Annotated in this window: 26 protein-coding genes; 19 read left to right on the plus strand and 7 right to left on the minus strand. The window is 59.2% G+C overall.

Annotation, left to right across the window (positions count from 1 at the left end; all coding sequences use genetic code 11):
* From AC07PT_RS21115 to AC07PT_RS21175, 13 genes are all read left to right on the plus strand, one after another.
* The coding region (locus AC07PT_RS21115) for an EF-Tu C-terminal domain-related protein (protein WP_494658062.1) at positions 1–75 on the plus strand (75 nt) is incomplete at its 5' end.
* Positions 76–104: 29 nt separating this feature from the next.
* A complete protein-coding gene (rpsJ, locus tag AC07PT_RS21120; protein ID WP_019575636.1) occupies positions 105–419 on the plus strand; it encodes a 30S ribosomal protein S10 in 315 nt (104 codons plus the stop codon).
* Positions 420–614: 195 nt separating this feature from the next.
* Positions 615–1289, plus strand: coding sequence for a 50S ribosomal protein L3 (gene rplC, locus AC07PT_RS21125; RefSeq protein WP_492349588.1), 675 nt, complete (start codon positions 615–617; stop codon positions 1287–1289).
* Positions 1289–1909, plus strand: coding sequence for a 50S ribosomal protein L4 (gene rplD / locus AC07PT_RS21130; RefSeq protein ID WP_019575638.1), 621 nt, complete (start codon positions 1289–1291; stop codon positions 1907–1909). Before rplC ends, rplD begins: the two co-directional genes overlap by 1 nt.
* The gene (gene rplW / locus AC07PT_RS21135) at positions 1906–2220 is read left to right on the plus strand and encodes a 50S ribosomal protein L23 (protein WP_019575639.1); all 315 of its coding nucleotides are present in this window, start codon (positions 1906–1908) and stop codon (positions 2218–2220) included. Before rplD ends, rplW begins: the two co-directional genes overlap by 4 nt.
* A gap of 2 nt (positions 2221–2222) precedes the next feature.
* Positions 2223–3047 (plus strand): 50S ribosomal protein L2, encoded by an 825-nt coding sequence (rplB, locus tag AC07PT_RS21140; RefSeq protein ID WP_492349589.1) that lies wholly within the window; start codon positions 2223–2225, stop codon positions 3045–3047.
* A 10-nt stretch (positions 3048–3057) separates the two neighbouring features.
* On the plus strand, positions 3058–3336 hold the full coding sequence (rpsS, locus tag AC07PT_RS21145) for a 30S ribosomal protein S19 (RefSeq protein WP_027476201.1): 279 nt from the start codon (positions 3058–3060) through the stop codon (positions 3334–3336).
* A gap of 9 nt (positions 3337–3345) precedes the next feature.
* Positions 3346–3675 (plus strand): 50S ribosomal protein L22, encoded by a 330-nt coding sequence (gene rplV / locus AC07PT_RS21150; protein WP_019575642.1) that lies wholly within the window; start codon positions 3346–3348, stop codon positions 3673–3675.
* A 16-nt stretch (positions 3676–3691) separates the two neighbouring features.
* Positions 3692–4576, plus strand: a complete 885-nt coding sequence (rpsC, locus tag AC07PT_RS21155) for a 30S ribosomal protein S3 (protein ID WP_019575643.1) — start codon at positions 3692–3694, stop codon at positions 4574–4576.
* Positions 4577–4578: 2 nt separating this feature from the next.
* A complete protein-coding gene (gene rplP / locus AC07PT_RS21160) occupies positions 4579–4995 on the plus strand; it encodes a 50S ribosomal protein L16 (protein ID WP_019575644.1) in 417 nt (138 codons plus the stop codon).
* Between the two features lie 16 nt (positions 4996–5011).
* Positions 5012–5209 (plus strand): 50S ribosomal protein L29, encoded by a 198-nt coding sequence (gene rpmC / locus AC07PT_RS21165; RefSeq protein ID WP_273925273.1) that lies wholly within the window; start codon positions 5012–5014, stop codon positions 5207–5209.
* Positions 5210–5218: 9 nt separating this feature from the next.
* Positions 5219–5488, plus strand: coding sequence for a 30S ribosomal protein S17 (gene rpsQ, locus AC07PT_RS21170; protein ID WP_019575646.1), 270 nt, complete (start codon positions 5219–5221; stop codon positions 5486–5488).
* A 109-nt stretch (positions 5489–5597) separates the two neighbouring features.
* Positions 5598–6104: a peroxiredoxin gene (locus AC07PT_RS21175; protein WP_494657995.1), complete on the plus strand. Its 507-nt coding sequence runs from the start codon at positions 5598–5600 to the stop codon at positions 6102–6104.
* 86 nt (positions 6105–6190) lie between these two features.
* On the opposite strand, the gene AC07PT_RS21180 is transcribed toward AC07PT_RS21175, so the two are convergent.
* Complete coding sequence (locus AC07PT_RS21180) at positions 6191–6679, minus strand: GNAT family N-acetyltransferase (protein ID WP_492349591.1); 489 nt, start codon at positions 6677–6679, stop codon at positions 6191–6193.
* A 119-nt stretch (positions 6680–6798) separates the two neighbouring features.
* Positions 6799–7299 carry a TlpA family protein disulfide reductase gene (locus AC07PT_RS21185; protein ID WP_492349706.1) on the minus strand — a complete coding sequence of 167 codons (501 nt, stop codon included), beginning with the start codon at positions 7297–7299 and terminating at the stop codon, positions 6799–6801.
* Between the two features lie 16 nt (positions 7300–7315).
* Here AC07PT_RS21185 and AC07PT_RS21190 point away from each other — a divergent pair, with 16 nt between their 5' ends.
* Positions 7316–8023, plus strand: a complete 708-nt coding sequence (locus AC07PT_RS21190) for a DUF4197 domain-containing protein (RefSeq protein WP_494657996.1) — start codon at positions 7316–7318, stop codon at positions 8021–8023.
* Positions 8024–8044: 21 nt separating this feature from the next.
* Here AC07PT_RS21190 and AC07PT_RS21195 read toward each other — a convergent pair whose 3' ends face one another.
* Positions 8045–9046: a hypothetical protein gene (locus tag AC07PT_RS21195; protein WP_492349593.1), complete on the minus strand. Its 1002-nt coding sequence runs from the start codon at positions 9044–9046 to the stop codon at positions 8045–8047.
* A 284-nt stretch (positions 9047–9330) separates the two neighbouring features.
* Positions 9331–10071 carry an alpha/beta fold hydrolase gene (locus tag AC07PT_RS21200; protein ID WP_492349594.1) on the minus strand — a complete coding sequence of 247 codons (741 nt, stop codon included), beginning with the start codon at positions 10069–10071 and terminating at the stop codon, positions 9331–9333.
* 91 nt (positions 10072–10162) lie between these two features.
* Here AC07PT_RS21200 and AC07PT_RS21205 point away from each other — a divergent pair, with 91 nt between their 5' ends.
* From AC07PT_RS21205 to ptsP, 5 genes are read left to right on the plus strand one after another with little or no spacing between them, the layout of a single operon-like run.
* Positions 10163–10699 carry a hypothetical protein gene (locus AC07PT_RS21205; RefSeq protein WP_492349595.1) on the plus strand — a complete coding sequence of 179 codons (537 nt, stop codon included), beginning with the start codon at positions 10163–10165 and terminating at the stop codon, positions 10697–10699.
* 7 nt (positions 10700–10706) lie between these two features.
* Positions 10707–11963, plus strand: coding sequence for an MFS transporter (locus AC07PT_RS21210; RefSeq protein ID WP_494657997.1), 1257 nt, complete (start codon positions 10707–10709; stop codon positions 11961–11963).
* Positions 11960–12406, plus strand: a complete 447-nt coding sequence (locus AC07PT_RS21215) for a PTS sugar transporter subunit IIA (protein ID WP_019575655.1) — start codon at positions 11960–11962, stop codon at positions 12404–12406. The genes AC07PT_RS21210 and AC07PT_RS21215 overlap by 4 nt, the downstream gene beginning before the upstream one ends.
* Complete coding sequence (locus AC07PT_RS21220; protein ID WP_019575656.1) at positions 12375–12644, plus strand: HPr family phosphocarrier protein; 270 nt, start codon at positions 12375–12377, stop codon at positions 12642–12644. Before AC07PT_RS21215 ends, AC07PT_RS21220 begins: the two co-directional genes overlap by 32 nt.
* A 49-nt stretch (positions 12645–12693) precedes the next feature.
* Entirely contained in the window at positions 12694–14460 is a 1767-nt protein-coding gene (gene ptsP, locus AC07PT_RS21225; protein ID WP_492349597.1) for a phosphoenolpyruvate--protein phosphotransferase, read from the plus strand.
* 58 nt (positions 14461–14518) lie between these two features.
* Here ptsP and lipA read toward each other — a convergent pair whose 3' ends face one another.
* Genes lipA through AC07PT_RS21240 form a run of 3 tightly spaced genes read right to left on the minus strand, consistent with a single transcriptional unit; the run spans position 14519 to position 16481 of the window.
* Positions 14519–15508, minus strand: coding sequence for a lipoyl synthase (gene lipA / locus AC07PT_RS21230; RefSeq protein ID WP_492349598.1), 990 nt, complete (start codon positions 15506–15508; stop codon positions 14519–14521).
* Positions 15509–15512: 4 nt separating this feature from the next.
* A complete protein-coding gene (gene lipB, locus AC07PT_RS21235) occupies positions 15513–16181 on the minus strand; it encodes a lipoyl(octanoyl) transferase LipB (protein WP_492349599.1) in 669 nt (222 codons plus the stop codon).
* A 6-nt stretch (positions 16182–16187) separates the two neighbouring features.
* Positions 16188–16481, minus strand: a complete 294-nt coding sequence (locus tag AC07PT_RS21240; protein ID WP_492349707.1) for a YbeD family protein — start codon at positions 16479–16481, stop codon at positions 16188–16190.
* Between the last annotated feature and the right edge of the window lie 13 nt (positions 16482–16494).

Here is a 16494-nt window from a genome sequence, read left to right on the forward strand (position 1 = left end):
GAAGGTCTGCGTTTCGCCATCCGTGAAGGTGGCAAGACTGTGGGCGCCGGCGTGGTTGCGACCATCATCGAGTAATTCTTGATAAGAAAATAAGGAGAATTACCATGTCTACCAAGCAAAAGATCCGCATCCGTCTGAAGGCTTTCGATTACAAGTTGATCGACCAATCGGCCGCTGAAATCGTTGATACTGCCAAGCGCACCGGCGCGATCGTCAAGGGTCCCGTGCCCCTGCCGACCCGCATGAAGCGCTTCGACATCCTGCGTTCGCCGCACGTCAACAAGACCAGCCGTGACCAGTTCGAAATCCGTACCCACCAACGTCTGATGGACATCGTGGACCCGACGGACAAGACGGTTGACGCTCTGATGAAGCTCGACCTGCCGGCTGGCGTCGACGTTGAAATCAAGCTGCAATAAATCCAGCTGTACTGGTATCTGCCTGCAGTGACGCGGGTGGATAGCTGATCAAATAATGCGGACTTGTCCTATGGACAAGTTCGCGTTATACTTTTGGGCTCGGCTGCATTTGTAGTCGAGAATTTATCAACTCTCTTTCACACACAAGCGTCGCGGCCAATTGAAGTCGTGGCGGTGGAAGTTTTGGAGAACTACATGAGTCTGAGCAACTCCCTCGGGTTGCTGGGTCGCAAGGTGGGCATGATGCGTCTGTTCACCGATGATGGGGATGCAATCCCTGTCACGGTGGTGGATGTGTCCAACAACCGCGTGACCCAGGTCAAATCCCAAGAGAAAGACGGCTACGTCGCCCTGCAAGTGACGTTCGGCTCGCGCAAAGCATCGCGCGTGACCAAGCCCGTTGCCGGTCACCTTGCCAAGGCAGGTGTTGAAGCCGGTGAAATCATCCAGGAATTCCGCGTGACCGCTGATACTGCTGCTCAGTATCAAGCTGGTGCTGCCGTGCCTGTGACTGCTGTGTTTGCTGTGGGCCAGAAGGTGGACGTGCAAGGTACGACCATTGGTAAGGGCTTCGCCGGCACCATCAAGCGTCACCACTTCGGTTCGCAGCGCGCATCCCACGGTAACAGCCGTTCGCACAACGTTCCGGGCTCCATTTCGATGGCGCAAGATCCGGGTCGTGTGTTCCCGGGCAAGCGCATGTCGGGTCACCTCGGCGTCGATCTGGTTACCACTCAAAATCTCGACGTGATTCGCATTGACGAAGCACGCCAACTGCTCTTGATCAAGGGCGCTGTTCCGGGCTCCAAGGGTGGCTTCGTGACGGTGCGTCCGGCGATCAAGGCCAAAGCTTCCAAAGGGGCGAACTGATGCAGCTCGAACTCCTGAATGACCAAGGCCAGGCTGCTTCGAAGTACGAAGCTCCTGAAACCGTGTTCGGCCGTGACTACAACGAAGACCTGGTTCACCAGATCGTTGTGGCTTACCAAGCTAACGCCCGTCAAGGCACCCGTGCCCAGAAGGATCGTGAGCAGGTCAAGCACTCGACCAAGAAGCCTTTTAAGCAAAAGGGTACTGGTCGCGCTCGTGCTGGTATGACTTCCTCGCCTCTGTGGCGTGGGGGCGGTCGGATTTTCCCGAACCTGCCGAACGAAAACTTCAGCCAGAAGATCAACAAGAAGATGTACCGCGCTGGTATGGCTTCGATCTTCTCGCAACTGGTGCGTGAAGGCCGTCTGGCCGTGGTGGACACCCTGAAGGTGGACGCTCCGAAGACCAAGCTGCTCGCTGCCAAGTTCAAGGCGATGAACCTTGAATCGGTGATGGTGATTGCCGACGAAGTTGACGAAAACCTGTACCTCGCTTCGCGCAATCTGCCGAACGTGCTCGTCGTTGAAGCCCGTTACGCTGATCCGCTGTCGCTGGTTCATTACAAGAAAGTGCTCGTCACCAAGGGCGCAATCGACAAACTCAAGGAGATGTTCGCATGAGCACCGTGAAGTTTGACGAAGGCCGTCTGATGCAAGTTCTCGTCGCTCCCATCGTGTCCGAAAAGGCCACCCTGGTTGCAGAGAAATCCAATGCTGTGACGTTCAAAGTGCTGCAGGACGCTACCAAGCCCGAAATCAAGGCCGCTGTGGAATTGATGTTCAAGGTTGAGGTCAAGGGCGTGTCTGTGGTGAACACCAAAGGCAAGACCAAGCGTTTTGGCAAGTCCATCGGCCGTCGCGACAATGTTCGCAAGGCTTATGTGACCCTGAAGCCCGGTCAAGAGCTCAACCTCTCTGGGGAGGCTGCGTAATCATGGCTGTCATCAAGATGAAACCCACCTCGCCTGGCCAACGTGCCGTGGTGAAGGTGACGCGTGATCACCTGTACAAGGGTGCTCCGCACGCTGCTTTGCTGGAACCTCAATTCCAGAAGGCCGGTCGCAACAACAATGGTCACATCACCACCCGTCACAAGGGCGGCGGTCACAAGCACCATTACCGTGTTGTCGACTTCCTGCGCAACAAGGATGGCATTCCTGCCAAGGTTGAGCGCGTTGAATACGATCCGAACCGCACGGCCCACATCGCTCTGGTGTGCTACGCCGACGGTGAGCGTCGTTACATCATCGCTCCCCGTGGCGTTGAAGCTGGTGCAACTCTGCTGAGCGGTTCGGAAGCCCCGATCCGTGCTGGCAATACGCTGCCGATCCGCAACATCCCCGTGGGTTCGACCATTCACGCCATTGAACTGCAACCCGGCAAGGGTGCGCAGATCGCTCGCTCGGCTGGCTCGTCTGCCACCCTGCTGGCCCGTGAAGGCGTGTACGCTCAGGTTCGCCTGCGCTCGGGTGAAGTTCGCAAGATTCACATCGAATGCCGTGCCACCATCGGCGAAGTCGCCAACGAAGAACACAGCCTGCGCCAATTGGGCAAGGCCGGTGTGAAGCGTTGGATGGGTATTCGCCCGACCGTTCGCGGTGTGGCTATGAACCCGATCGATCACCCGCACGGTGGTGGTGAAGGTCGTACCGGCGAAGGCCGTCATGCTGTCGATCCTTGGGGCAATCTGACCAAGGGTTACCGTACCCGTAACAACAAGCGCACTCAGGTCATGATCGTGTCGCGCCGTAAAAAGTAAGGGGTAACAAATGACTCGCTCTCTTAAAAAGGGTCCGTTTGTTGACCATCACCTGGTTGCAAAGGTTGAAAAGGCCGTTGCTACCAAGGACAAGAAGCCAATCAAGACCTGGTCGCGTCGTTCCATGGTTCTGCCCGAGTTCATCGGCTTGACCATTGCTGTGCACAACGGCAAGCAACACGTGCCTGTGTACGTTACCGACCAGATGGTGGGCCACAAGCTGGGCGAATTCGCCCTGACGCGCACCTTCAAGGGTCACCCCGCGGACAAAAAAGTCCAGAAGAAATAAGGAATGACCATGGAAACACGTGCAGTCCTCCGGGGCGTTCGTCTGTCGGTCGATAAAGGCCGTCTGGTGGCCGACCTGATCCGCGGCAAGAAGGTGGATCAGGCTCTGAACATCCTGACGTTCACGCAAAAGAAGGCCGCTGGCATTGTCAAGAAGGTTCTTGAATCTGCCATCGCCAACGCCGAACACAATGACGGCGCCGACATTGACGAACTCCGCGTCAAGACGATCTACGTTGAGCAAGGTGCCACGCTGAAGCGTTTCACTGCTCGCGCCAAGGGTCGTGGCAACCGCATCAGCAAGCCCACGTGCCATGTGTACGTGACGGTTGGCAACTGAAAGGCTGGTCAGAAATATGGGACAGAAAATCCATCCTACTGGCTTCCGCTTGGCGGTCAGCCGTAACTGGGCCAGCCGCTGGTACGCGAGCAACCGTGACTTCGCTGGCATGCTGGCTGAAGACATCAAGGTTCGCGAGTACCTGAAGGCCAAGCTGAAGAATGCCGCTGTGTCGCGCATCCTGATCGAGCGTCCTGCCAAGAATGCCCGCATCACGATCTTCTCGGCTCGTCCGGGTGTTGTGATCGGCAAGAAGGGCGAAGACATCGAGAACCTCAAGAAGGAACTCGCAACTCGTCTGGGCGTGCCGGTTGCTGTGAACATCGAAGAAGTGCGCAAGCCTGAAATCGATGCCAAGCTGATCGCTGACTCGATCACCCAGCAGCTCGAAAAGCGCATCATGTTCCGTCGTGCCATGAAGCGTGCCATGCAAAATGCCATGCGTCTGGGTGCTTTGGGCATCAAGATCATGTCTTCGGGTCGTCTGAATGGTATCGAAATCGCTCGTTGCGAGTGGTACCGCGAAGGTCGCGTGCCTCTTCACACCCTGCGTGCGGACATCGATTACGGCTTCTCTGAAGCCAAGACCACCTACGGCGTCATTGGCGTCAAGGTGTGGGTGTACAAGGGTGACACGCTGGGTCGCAATGATCTGCCCGCCGTGACTGAGCCCCGTGCTGAAGAAGAGCGTCGCCCCCGTGGCCCGCGTCGTGATGGCCGCCCAGGCGACCGTCCCGGTGCTGATCGCCGTGGTCCCCGTCGTCCGGTCGGTGGCAATACTGCCCCAGCCGACGGCAGCGACAAGCCTGCTGAAGCCGGTGGTGCTGATGCTAAATCTGCCGTTAAGCGCGTCCGCAAGGTCACCGCGCCCGCTACAGCAGCGGACGGTAAAGGAGAATAACTATGCTGCAACCTGCTCGCCGCAAATATCGCAAGGAGCAAAAGGGTCGCAACACCGGTATTGCCACCCGAGGTAACTCGGTGGCTTTCGGTGACTTCGGCCTGAAATCCACGGACCGTGGCCGTTTGACGGCCCGCCAGATCGAGGCTGCACGTCGTGCAATCTCCCGTCACGTGAAGCGTGGTGGCCGCATCTGGATCCGCGTGTTCCCCGACAAACCAATCTCCCAAAAGCCTGCTGAAGTGCGTATGGGTAACGGTAAGGGTAACCCGGAGTACTACGTGGCTGAAATCCAGCCCGGCAAGGTGCTGTACGAAATCGTTGGCGTGCCCGAAGAGCTCGCTCGCGAAGCGTTCCGTCTGGCCGCTGCAAAGCTGCCCTTGCGCACCACGTTCGTGGCACGCATGCTCGGCCAGTAATTCAGGAGAAATCGAAATGACGAAAGCTGCTGAACTGCGCCAAAAAGACGTTGCCGGCCTCGAAGCTGAAGTGAAGTCCTTGCAAAAGGCCCACTTCGGTCTGCGTATGCAAAAAGCCACGCAACAACTGAACAACACGTCGACTCTGCGCACGACCCGTCGTGACATTGCTCGTGCCAAGACCATTCTTGCTGAAAAGCAAGCCGCCAAGTAAGGAGCCAACATGACGGAAGCTAAAAAATCCCTCAAGCGCACCTTGATCGGCAAGGTTGTCAGCGCAAAGCGTGCCAAGACCGTGACTGTGCTGGTTGAGCGTCGTGTGAAGCACGAGCTCTACGGCAAGATCGTGGGCAAGTCGAGCAAGTACCACGCTCATGATGAAGCTGGTACTTATCAACTGGGTGACGTGATTGAGATCACTGAAAGCCGCCCCATCTCCAAGACCAAGAACTGGGTTGCTACCCGTCTGGTTGAAAAGGCTGGCATCGTTTAAGTCTTATTTGACTTTGACGGTGAGAGTTTGAGAAACGACCCACAATGTGGGTCGTTTTTCTTTTTGGGCCGTGTTTTCATGGCCTCCCCCCAGCGCTTAAGGAGCAAGCATGATCAAAGTTGGCGATACCCTGCCGTCCACCACATTGATGGAGTACTCGGAAGTCGAAGGAGAAGGCTGCAGCATCGGTCCGAATCCGGTGGACGTTGCGAAAGCCGTTTCGGGCAAGACCATTGCCCTGTTTGCACTTCCTGGTGCCTTTACGCCGACCTGCTCGGCCAAACATGTTCCCGGTTACGTGGAATTGGCAGATGATTTCAAGGCAGCAGGTGTCGATGAAATTTGGTGCCTCAGCGTCAACGATGCATTCGTCATGGGCGCATGGGCGCGCGATCAGAAGGTGGCCGGCAAAGTTCGCATGCTCGCCGATGGCAGTGCCGACTTCGCCAAGGCCACTGGCTTGACATTGGACTTGACCGGCCGCGGCATGGGGCTTCGTAGCAATCGCTATTCGATGCTGGTCAAGGATGGAAAGGTCCAGACTTTGAACATTGAAGCACCTGGAAAATTCGAAGTCAGCGATGCGCAGACCCTGCTCGGTCAGGCCAAAAACTGATAGCTTTCAAAGCGTTGCGACCCTCCAAGTCCGCAATGAAAAAGGCGCCTATCGAAAGATAGGCGCCTTTTTTCTCTCAAGATGCCTCAAAGATCTGCCTTGAGATAGTGAGACCCGGCAATAGGGTTGTGATAGTACGGTGGGATTTCGATGAAACCGAGCTCTGCGTAGAGCGCCCTGGCGGACTCCATGTCATCCAGAGTGTCCAACAAGACACAGGCGTAAGCAAGTTGGCGGGCGCTGTCCATGATGGACTCTGCCAACATTCGTCCGAGACCGAATCTACGAAATGCCTTGCGAACGTACAAACGCTTCATCTCTGCTGCGTTAGGGTAGTCTGCTGCATCCAGCGGGCGAAGCGCACAGCAACCAGCGATCGAGCCTTCTACCAAGGCCAGTAGAAGCGTGCCACGAGGTGCTGCGTACTCACCCGGAAGGTTCAGCAGCTCTTGCTCGAAATTCTGAAAGCAAAGATCTACAGCCAGGCTCGCCGCATACTCGCGAAAGATGTCACGAGCGCACTCGATTTGCTGTGGAGTTTCGCAGACGATGATCTGGATATCGGGACGATTCACGGACGGCGCATCAACAAGCTTTGTTGCATGCATTATGACTTGGAGGACCGACGCGGTCTTCGGTGTCCCGCACACTTGCGAGTGGCCTGTGCGGGCGATAAGGTGTCAGAAACGCGTTTTCAGGCCTCGATCAACAACTTTTCGATCAGCTGTTGAAGCTCATTGAAATCTGGCTCACCGATGTAGCGCTTGACGATCTGCCCCTGTTTGTTGACCAGATAAGTGGTGGGCGTCAGTTGCACATCGCCCCAGGCTTTGGCGATGGAGCCGGTGTTATCGATGGCTACTTGAAAGGGTAGTTGCCGTGTTTGCGCAAAATTCACCACATAGGCTGGCGGGTCATAACTCATGGCCACGGCCATCGTGTTGAAGCCTTGAGGATGGTATTTCTGGTACGTCGCAATCACCTTGGGCATCTCCGCGACACACGTGGTGCAACTGGTTGCCCAAAAGTTCACGAGAGTGACCTGTCCCTTGAGGGAGGACGAACTCTTGCTACTACCATCCAGCAGAACAAAAGTGGATTCGGGTGCTTGAACGGGCTTGGCACTCCACCAAGTAGCGCCGATGGCCAACGCCAAAGCGAAGGCGCCAGCCGTCACAAGAATAGCCTTTTTCATATTAAGGATGAACTCCATGCATCGTCGACAGTTTAATTCCAACGCGTCAGCCATGCTTGTCTTGGCACTTGCCGGCGTCTCGGATTTGGCGCAGGCCATCAATCTCTCGGGGCTGAGCAATGCGGATGCTACGGCTGGCCTGAAGGCGACCTTGGAGAAGGGGGCCAGTGCTGCCATCAGTTTGCTCGGTCAAGAGGATGGATTCATGGGCAACCCGAAAGTTCGAATTGGTTTGCCAAAACCTTTGGATGAGGTCGCTGGCATGCTGCGCCGATTTGGCCAAGGCCGCCAACTTAATGAACTGGTCACGGCCATGAATCGCGCGGCCGAACAGGCCATCCCACTTGCCAAAAGCCTGTTGCACGACACCATACAGTCGCTGTCCATCCAGGACGCCAAAAGCATTTTGAGTGGCGGCGACAATTCGGTCACCCAGTTTTTTGAAAGCAAGACCCGTGAGCCCCTCAGTCAGCGCTTTTTACCTGACGTGAGCAAGGTGACAGCCAGGGTCGGGGTCGCAGAGAAATACAAGCAAGTGGCAAGCAAGGCTGCCAGCGTTGGCTTGCTGAAGCAGGAGGATGCCCAGCTTGACACCTATGTCACCGCAAGAGCGCTGGATGGTCTGTATTTGGTGATTGGTGAGAAGGAGCGGGAGTTTCGCAGCAATCCCTTGGCAGCAGGCAGCGCCGTGATCGAAAAGGCCCTGGGTGCGCTCAAACCCTGACTGATGACGCAGGGCGGCGTGTCATGTGTTCTTGCTGAGCAACCTGGCAAGTACAGAAGGCAGCTTGTTGGTGAGGTTGTCCCTGTTGATGCGTTCAATCGCATCGTCAGCCCAACTGGTCATCGTGAGGGAGTGCTGATCATCCGTCACCTCAAGTACCGGCATCTGCGGGTCTGCTGCTAGCAGCTGTCGCCGGATGCTTTCAAGGCCCACACCGTTCAAGCGTTGGTCGAATATCAGCATTTGCGGGCGCTCGGCTTCACAGCGAGCCTTGGCTTGTTCTGGTGAGCTGACGCTCTCGAGGATGACTTGGCCGGAGCGGCACAAGGGGGTCATGACGTCCACCAAACCGGCGTCTGCGGTGACCAGGAGAATGCGTTGACCCGCCGGGAGTCTGGAATGGCTGCTGGCCCAGGAGTCCATGCCGCTGCTCAGGTCCACGGGGTTGGCCTTTTCCAATTGTTTCACCGTGCGCCTGAACTCTAGGACCAAGCTGAGGCTCTGCGCCGACTCGGTGTGTTGAATTGGAATCTGAGCCAGGGACGCCGACTCCACCAGAAGCCACCAGCTCAGACGATAAGGCGCGGGCGCATGGGTATGCTCAGGGTTTGAGTCCGACACCGTGGGGCGGGCTTTGAAGCTCAAAAGTGCATGTTCGGGCATGCTCTGCATTTCAAGCGTGATGTTCAGTCTGTAGCCGGGGCGCGCCATCCATGAAAGCGCTGCGTGCAACACAGTTTCGAGAAGGCTGGGGTCCAGAATCACCTCCACGGCCTGCAATCGATGCACCAGATCGACCGCCCGGCTTTGCAGCATGCCTGCGTTGTCGGCCAGTGCCTGGCGCAATCGGGCGTCGAGTGCCACATGCTCGTGGGATTGCCTGATCGGACTGTGTGCCAGGTGGTCCAACAATTGACTCTGAGCTGCAATGCGCCTGGCCGTGCCCAACGAGCTCATCAACGCATTGACTTGCGGTCGAGACAATTTACCCGTCGTAAGCAATTGCTGGACGATGTGCTCCATTTCAAGCAAAGGGCCAGACAGCTCCGCACCGATGGAGGCTGCCAGCAGGTACTCTGGCCGTGGTGGTGGCGTGGCTCCTGCGTTGGCTTGGGGGGGGCTGCTTTTGACGGGTTCCATTGAAAACGAGCGGTTGGGTCGGCCAGGAAAGGACGGCATCGATCAAGGGTGTCTGGCCGCAGGTTTCAAGGCCAAGCGCTTCCATCATCGGGCGTATCCTTCACCGATCAAGTGAACGGTAACACCGATTCTGATCGTTGGGTTTGTGCCATTTGGCAATCTGCACGTCAAGCGCTTGAAACAGCACATTCCTGCAGCACTGCCGTCAACTCCTCGGGTGCACTGATCATCGGGTCGTGACCCGTGGCCATGTCGACACGTCGTGATCCAGGCAGCCAGGCGCCATCCCAAAAGCGAGGATCTTGCACACGGGTACGAATCACATCGATCGTGGCCAGTGTGGGGCGAGTGCAGTTGATGAAGGTTCTCGGCGTTTGAGCCACTCGTTTCGCATCGAATTGCAACGGTGCTTCGTAGGTGTGCCCGGGATGGGGTGTCTGGCGCCGCTTGACCCACTGATAGTCAGCATCTGCCAAGCCGAAAATCGCCGGATCGGGTGCCGGAAAACTGTAATCTGGATGGCTCTGCGCAGCGACCAGTCTGGCCTGTCGCGTGGCGCTGGCGTGGGTCGAACTCCAGCTTTCGCCCACTTTGGGCACCACCGCATCGACGTACACCAGGTGTTTGAGTCGGTGCGGCAGGCGATCTGCCACCGCCGTTCCAAGCATGCCCGCATAGGAGTGCACGACCAACACCACGTCATGCAATTCCTCGGACTCCATGGCGTTCACCACGTCGCTGATGTGGGTCTCCAGGGTGATGGCGGGTGACATCAGATGCGCGCGTTCCCCCAGGCCCGTCAAGGTGACTGCGTGCGCCCTGTGCCCATCGCGAATGAGGGCTTGCGTCACGTGCTGCCAGCACCAGGCGCCATGCCAGGCGCCGTGAACAAGTAAGAAGTGGGCCATGGGTCGATCTCCTGAGCGTCAAAAGAGTGCGTTGCAAACACTGCTTTGCTGAGCAGTGCACCAAGCTGGTGGTGCGGCTGATAATGATGACATGAGTTCACTGAAGTCGATCTGGCCCTTGGGCGTGTTGATGTCGTTGCTGGCCTGCAGCCCGGCCCTCAATTGGCGCAGTGTGCGCATCGACGACCTGTCGCTGCAGGCAGCGCTGCCTTGCAAGCCAGAGCGAGCCGCTCGGCAAGTGCCGTGGGCCGAGCAAGCCGTTGACATGAAACTCGTCGGCTGTGAGGCGCGGGGGGCGATGTGGACCATTGCGTCTATGGCGCTACCCCAGAACATGTCTGTCGGCGAGGGCTTGGCCCATTGGAGGCAAATCACGCTGGCGCATCTGCGATCCGACGCTGCCGCAGCAAGCCGTTCGTTTGTGCCCCGGGGCGCCTTGGAGGTACCACAGTCAACAAGGGTGCATGTGCGAGGGCAAACGCCCGATGGGGCCGCACTGGAGGTTGATCTGGCCTGGTTTGCCCGGGTCTCGTCGGGCGGGGCCTATCTTTACCAGGCGGGGGTCTATGCGCCAGCGTCTGAGGCGGAAGGTGCGGAGACGCTTCTGGCCGGACTGCATTTCGAGTGAGGTGCTCTTGAACACAGCACTCAAGCGCGGTCGCTTGATCGCCATCTTCCTGGCATTCGCATTTGCGTATTTTTTCTCGGCACTCATCCGGGCGGTCACGGCCACTTTGTCGCCGGTGCTCACCCAGGAACTGGCTTTGCAGGCGCGTGATCTGGGGCTGCTTGCCGGTGGCTACTTTCTGGGCTTCTCCGTGACCCAGCTTCCCCTGGGTGCCTGGCTTGATCGGCATGGACCACGCAAGGTCATCTTGTGCTTTCTTTCCCTGGCCGTATTGGGTTGTCTGGCCTTCTCCATGGCGACCAGCTTCTCGGGCTTGATGGCCGCCCGTGTGTTGTGTGGCGTGGGTGTCAGCGCCTGCCTGATGGCACCGCTGACGGGCTTTCGGCGCTGGATGGCGCCTCAAACCCAGTTGCGGGCTAACTCGTGGATGCTGATGACGGGATCATTTGGCATGGTGGCCTCCACCTTGCCTGTTCAGTGGTTGCTGCCGCAAATCGGTTGGCGGCCTCTGTTCTGGGGCCTCGCCGCATTGACCGCTCTGGGCATGGCCTTGATCGCTTGGCTGGTTCCTCATTGGCACTCAGGCCAGCTCATCAGGCCGGTTGAGGTGGGGGCTCAGCCGCCTGTCATGCCGAAGGGCTACGCAGCAGTTTGGTCAGATCCTTATTTCAGAAGAATGACCCCCATCGGCTTCTTCAGTTACGGCGGCATGGTGGCCATTCAGACGCTGTGGGCGGGCCCCTGGATGGTGAAAGTGGCTGGCTACAGTGCGGCCGAGGCCGCCACGGGCTTGTTTGCGATCAATCTGTGCATGCTCTGCACCTTCTGGTCTTGGGGCATGTTGACCCCCTGGCTGTTTTCAAGGGGCGTTTCGGTAGACCGGCTCATCACCTTTGGACTGCCGGCCAGCCTGCTGACCTTGTCGGGCATTCTGTTGGCGGGTGAGCGTGCCGGGGCTGCGGCCTGGGCTTTGTTCTGCGTCACTTCAACTGTGATTTCGTTGGCCCAGCCGGCCGTGGCTTTGGCGTTTGCACCGGCATTGGCGGGGCGTGCGCTGTCCGCCTACAACCTGGTGGTCTTTGCCGGCGTCTTTGTCTTGCAATGGGGGATTGGCCTGGGGGTGGACCTGTTCTCCTCGCTGGGCTTTTCATCAGTCGATGCATTTCGTGCTGCCATGGGGGTATTCCTGTCCCTCAGTGTCCTGAGTTACGGCTACTTCCTGGCCCTGAAAAGCCATAATGCACGGCAACCAAATTCCCCATGAGCAACAGTATTCTGATCATCGCCCACGCGCCCTTGGCCCATGCCTTGCGTCAATGTGCGCTGCACGTGTTTCCAGACTGCGAGCGTGACATCGTCGCCGTCGACGTGCAGCCCAACATCTCTCCGGAAGAGACCTTGGCTACTGCGCGCATCGCGATGACTGAGCTTTCAGCCCGTGACACGCTGGTGCTGACGGACGTGTTCGGTGCCACGCCTTGTAACGTGGCCCAGCGGCTGGTGGATGGCGTGCATTCCCGGCTTGTGGCCGGTGTCAATTTACCCATGCTGCTGCGCACGGTGACGTATCGGCATGAATCCCTGGATGCCCTGGTGTCACGGGCCGTGGTGGGTGGCACGCAGGGCGTCCTGCAGGTGGCCATCACGGCGCCCCAGAACCAGGCAAGGAGAAGAAATGATCAAATCCACCACGACCATCAGCAATAAGCTCGGCCTGCATGCGCGGGCCTCGGCCAAGCTCACCAAGCTCGCAGGCAGTTTCCCCTGCGAAGTCTGGATTTCCAAAGGTGAGCGCCGCGTCAATGCCAAGAGCATCATGGGTGTGATGATGCTGGCAGCCGGTCTGGGCAGCACGGTCAGCCTCGAAACCGAGGGGCCGCGAGAGCAAGAAGCCATGGACGCCTTGTTGGCGTTGATGGCCGACAAATTCGGGGAAGGCGAGTGAGCTGCCCGGGGCATCTCCCGGACTCACTTTCCCTGCAACGGAGACATCCATGACATTCACCGTCCATGGTCTGGCTGTGGCCCGGGGCATTGCCATCGGGCGGGCGGTGCTGGTGGCATCCAGCCGCATCGATGTGGCCCACTACTTCATCGATGCGTCGCGCATACCTGAAGAAATCGACCGCATCCGCGTCGCCCGCAACGCGGTGGTGGATGAGTTGCAGCGACTGCAACAAGGCCTGTCCCAGATGGGGCCCAACGATGCGCCGCAAGAACTGACGGCCTTGCTGGACGTGCACCTCATGTTGCTCCAGGACGAGGCCTTGACCTCGGGTGTGAAACACTGGGTGACCGAGCGCCTGTACAACGCCGAGTGGGCCTTGACCACCCAGCTTGAAGTGATCGGCCGCCAGTTTGATGAGATGGAGGACGAGTACCTGCGCGAACGCAAGGCCGACCTGGAGCAGGTGGCCGAGCGCATCCTGCGGCACATGAAAGGGGCCGCGTCACCGGTCTCGCCGCCCCCGCCCTCGCCGCGTCGCAATCAGCAGGAACTGCTGCTCGACGACACCGTCGACGTGCCGCTGGTGCTGGTGGCCCATGACCTGTCGCCGGCGGACATGCTGCAGTTCAAACAAAGCGTGTTCGCGGGTTTCGTCACCGATGTGGGGGGCAAGACCTCTCACACGGCCATCGTCGCGCGAAGCATGGACATCCCGGCCGTGGTGGGGGCCCGCAGTGCCAGCCAGTTGGTGCGCCAGGACGACTGGGTGATCATTGATGGCGACGCCGGTGTGATGATCGTCGACCCTTCGCCCATCATTCTGGCTGAGTATGGTTTCAAACAACGCCAGGGTGAGCTTGAACGTCAGCGCCTGTCGCGCTTGCGGCACACCCCTGCCGTCACCATGGATGGTGAAAAAGTCGAGTTGCTGGCCAACATCGAGATGCCCGATGATGCGCCCGCCGCGCTGGCTGCCGGGGCACTGGGGGTGGGGCTGTTCCGCAGCGAATTTCTGTTCATGGGCCGTCAGGGCAAGCTGCCCGGCGAAGAAGAGCAGTACCAAGCCTATCGGCGTGCCGTCGAGGGCATGCAGGGGTTGCCCGTCACCATCCGCACGGTGGATGTAGGGGCTGACAAGCCCCTGGACTATGCCCACCGCGATGACGCTCACCTCAACCCGGCGTTGGGTTTGCGGGCCATCCGCTGGAGCCTGGCAGACCCCGCCATGTTCCGAACACAGTTGCGCGCCATCTTGCGGGCCGCCGTGCATGGCAAGGTGAAATTGCTGATTCCGATGTTGGCCCACGGTTCCGAGATACGCCAGGCCCTGGCGCAGATCGACCACGCCCGTGCCGAACTCGACAACCTGGGGGTGGTTCATGGGCCGATTCAACTGGGGGCGATGATCGAGATACCGGCGGCCGCGTTGTCGGTGCGCATGTTCCTCAAGTACTTCGACTTTCTGTCCATCGGCACCAACGACCTCATCCAGTACACGCTGGCCATTGACCGTGCCGACGAGTCGGTAGCGCACCTCTACGATCCCCTGCACCCGGCGGTGCTCAAGCTGGTCGCCGAGACCATTGCCGAGTGCCGGGCACAAGGCAAGGACGTGAGTGTGTGCGGTGAAATGGCGGGCGATGTCAGCGCCACGCGTTTGCTGCTGGGCCTGGGCCTGCGCAGCTTCTCCATGCATCCTTCGCAGATCCTGGCGGTCAAGCAAGAGATCTTGCGCAGCGATACGCGCAAGTTGGCAAGCTGGGCTCAGGCCGTGCTCAACGACGATGAGCCGTCACGCTTGATGCCCAACTGATTTTCGTCGCCAGCGCCGCTGCCACGCCCATTGCGGGTGGGCAGGGCGGCCTGGCGTTTCAGGCCTTGGATTCGAGCACGTGCCCGGCTTGCTGGTCTGCGTGGTAGCTGGAGCGGACCATGGCCCCCACAGCGGCGTGGCTGAAGCCCATCTTGTAAGCCTCGGTCTCGAACATTTTGAAGGTGTCCGGGTGCACGTAGCGGCGCACCGGTAGGTGGCTGTTCGTGGGGGCCAGGTATTGGCCGATGGTGAGCATGTCGATGCCGTGTTCGCGCATGTCGCGCATCACTTGCAGAATTTCTTCATCGGTCTCGCCCAGACCCACCATCAGGCCGCTCTTGGTCGGCACGTTGGGGTGCAGTGCCTTGAACTTCTTGAGCAAGTTCAGGCTGAAGGCGTAATCCGAGCCTGGACGGGCTTCTTTGTAGAGGCGCGGCACGGTTTCCAGGTTGTGGTTCATCACGTCCGGCGGGGCGGCCTTGAGGATTTCTAGCGCCCGGTCATCACGCCCGCGGAAGTCGGGCACCAGGATTTCGATCTGGGTGGTGGGGGACAGCGCCCGGGTCTGACGGATGCACTCCACAAAGTGGCCGCTTCCGCCGTCGCGCAAGTCGTCCCGGTCCACGCTGGTGATCACCACGTACTTGAGCTTCAGGCGGGCAATCGTCTTGGCCAGGTTTTCGGGTTCGTTGGTGTCCAGAGGGTCTGGCCGGCCATGACCCACGTCGCAAAACGGGCAGCGACGTGTGCACTTGTCGCCCATGATCATGAAGGTGGCCGTGCCCTTGCCAAAACACTCGCCGATGTTGGGGCAGGAGGCCTCCTCGCACACCGTGTTGAGTTTGTTCTCGCGCAGGATCTGCTTGATCTCGTAGAACCGGGTGGTGGGGGAGCCTGCCTTGACTCGGATCCATTCCGGCTTTTTCAGCACCTCAGCCTGCTCGACCTTGACAGGGATGCGGGACAGCTTGGCCGCAGCTTTCTGCTTGGCCAGCGGGTTGTAGGCGTCTACGCCCTGTGCTTCTCGAACGACTTCGTTGGTGCTCATCTGATTACGGCGCGAGGAAGGTCTGGAGCTTCTGGCCCAGGACCGCTGCTGCGTCTTCCCAAGTGGATTGAACCCCGATTGTAGAAAGGTCCACGGTTTGCAGACCCGCGTAGCCACAAGGGTTGATGCGTTGATAGGGCGACAGGTCCATCGCCACATTGAGTGCCACGCCATGGTAAGTGCAGTGGCGGCTCACCTTGATCCCCAGCGCCGCGATCTTGCCCAGGCCCCGGAAAGGGTCGTGCTCGGGCATCGGGCCGTTCAGTGCCGCATGGCTGAAGGGGTCATCCAGGCGCACATAGATGCCCGGCGCTCCGGCAACCCGGTGCCCTGTTACACCGAAGTGGATCAAGGTGCGTAGCACGGCCTCTTCGATGCGGTACACATACTCCTTGACGTAGTAGCCCGCCCGCCTGAGGTCGATCAGCGGGTAGGCCACCACCTGGCCCGGTCCGTGAAAAGTGACCTGCCCCCCGCGGTTGGTGGCTACCACGGGGATGTCGCCCGGGGCCAGCAGGTGGCTGTCCAGCCCTGCCAGTCCTTGGGTGAAGACAGGGGGGTGTTCGCACAGCCACAGTTCATCGGGCGTGCTCTCAATGCGGCCGTCCGTGAAGGCGCGCATGGCCTCCAGCGTCGGTTCGTAGGGTACCTGACCCAGGGGGCGCAGCTGCATGGGGTCTCAGAGCACGTATTTGGCCAGGGGGTGGGCGGTCAGTGCCCGGTACAGGTTGTCGAGTTGCTCGCGGCTGGTGGCCGTCACGGTCAGGGTCACGCTGAGGTACTTGCCCCCGGAGCTGTCGCGCAGTTGCACGCGCGTCATCTCAAAGCTGGGGTCGTGCTCGGTGGCGATCGCGGTCATGGTCTCGACAAAGCCTTCCACTTTCGGCCCCATCACCTTGATCGGAAACAGGCTGGGAAACTCGATCAGTGATTCCTGTGCAGGAGGCGTGACGGCGGTTGGGGCTGCCGGCACTGCATCGATGGCG

The organism is Curvibacter sp. GW821-FHT09D12, from assembly GCF_059416245.1.

What these genes read in the sequence shown, in the direction of transcription:
- rplB (WP_492349589.1), top strand. Translation starts at nt 2,223, where the DNA reads ATGGCTGTCATCAAGATGAAACCCACCTCGCCTGGCCAACGTGCCGTG.
- ptsP (WP_492349597.1), top strand. Translation starts at nt 12,694, where the DNA reads ATGACATTCACCGTCCATGGTCTGGCTGTGGCCCGGGGCATTGCCATC.
- rplP (WP_019575644.1), top strand. Translation starts at nt 4,579, where the DNA reads ATGCTGCAACCTGCTCGCCGCAAATATCGCAAGGAGCAAAAGGGTCGC.
- AC07PT_RS21175 (WP_494657995.1), top strand. Translation starts at nt 5,598, where the DNA reads ATGATCAAAGTTGGCGATACCCTGCCGTCCACCACATTGATGGAGTAC.
- rpsS (WP_027476201.1), top strand. Translation starts at nt 3,058, where the DNA reads ATGACTCGCTCTCTTAAAAAGGGTCCGTTTGTTGACCATCACCTGGTT.
- rplD (WP_019575638.1), top strand. Translation starts at nt 1,289, where the DNA reads ATGCAGCTCGAACTCCTGAATGACCAAGGCCAGGCTGCTTCGAAGTAC.
- AC07PT_RS21190 (WP_494657996.1), top strand. Translation starts at nt 7,316, where the DNA reads ATGCATCGTCGACAGTTTAATTCCAACGCGTCAGCCATGCTTGTCTTG.
- rpmC (WP_273925273.1), top strand. Translation starts at nt 5,012, where the DNA reads ATGACGAAAGCTGCTGAACTGCGCCAAAAAGACGTTGCCGGCCTCGAA.
- AC07PT_RS21205 (WP_492349595.1), top strand. Translation starts at nt 10,163, where the DNA reads ATGAGTTCACTGAAGTCGATCTGGCCCTTGGGCGTGTTGATGTCGTTG.
- rplW (WP_019575639.1), top strand. Translation starts at nt 1,906, where the DNA reads ATGAGCACCGTGAAGTTTGACGAAGGCCGTCTGATGCAAGTTCTCGTC.
- lipB (WP_492349599.1), bottom strand. Translation starts at nt 16,181, where the DNA reads ATGCAGCTGCGCCCCCTGGGTCAGGTACCCTACGAACCGACGCTGGAG.
- AC07PT_RS21185 (WP_492349706.1), bottom strand. Translation starts at nt 7,299, where the DNA reads ATGAAAAAGGCTATTCTTGTGACGGCTGGCGCCTTCGCTTTGGCGTTG.
- AC07PT_RS21220 (WP_019575656.1), top strand. Translation starts at nt 12,375, where the DNA reads ATGATCAAATCCACCACGACCATCAGCAATAAGCTCGGCCTGCATGCG.
- rpsJ (WP_019575636.1), top strand. Translation starts at nt 105, where the DNA reads ATGTCTACCAAGCAAAAGATCCGCATCCGTCTGAAGGCTTTCGATTAC.
- lipA (WP_492349598.1), bottom strand. Translation starts at nt 15,508, where the DNA reads ATGAGCACCAACGAAGTCGTTCGAGAAGCACAGGGCGTAGACGCCTAC.
- rplV (WP_019575642.1), top strand. Translation starts at nt 3,346, where the DNA reads ATGGAAACACGTGCAGTCCTCCGGGGCGTTCGTCTGTCGGTCGATAAA.
- rplC (WP_492349588.1), top strand. Translation starts at nt 615, where the DNA reads ATGAGTCTGAGCAACTCCCTCGGGTTGCTGGGTCGCAAGGTGGGCATG.
- rpsC (WP_019575643.1), top strand. Translation starts at nt 3,692, where the DNA reads ATGGGACAGAAAATCCATCCTACTGGCTTCCGCTTGGCGGTCAGCCGT.
- AC07PT_RS21195 (WP_492349593.1), bottom strand. Translation starts at nt 9,046, where the DNA reads ATGGAGCACATCGTCCAGCAATTGCTTACGACGGGTAAATTGTCTCGA.
- AC07PT_RS21215 (WP_019575655.1), top strand. Translation starts at nt 11,960, where the DNA reads ATGAGCAACAGTATTCTGATCATCGCCCACGCGCCCTTGGCCCATGCC.
- rpsQ (WP_019575646.1), top strand. Translation starts at nt 5,219, where the DNA reads ATGACGGAAGCTAAAAAATCCCTCAAGCGCACCTTGATCGGCAAGGTT.
- AC07PT_RS21200 (WP_492349594.1), bottom strand. Translation starts at nt 10,071, where the DNA reads ATGGCCCACTTCTTACTTGTTCACGGCGCCTGGCATGGCGCCTGGTGC.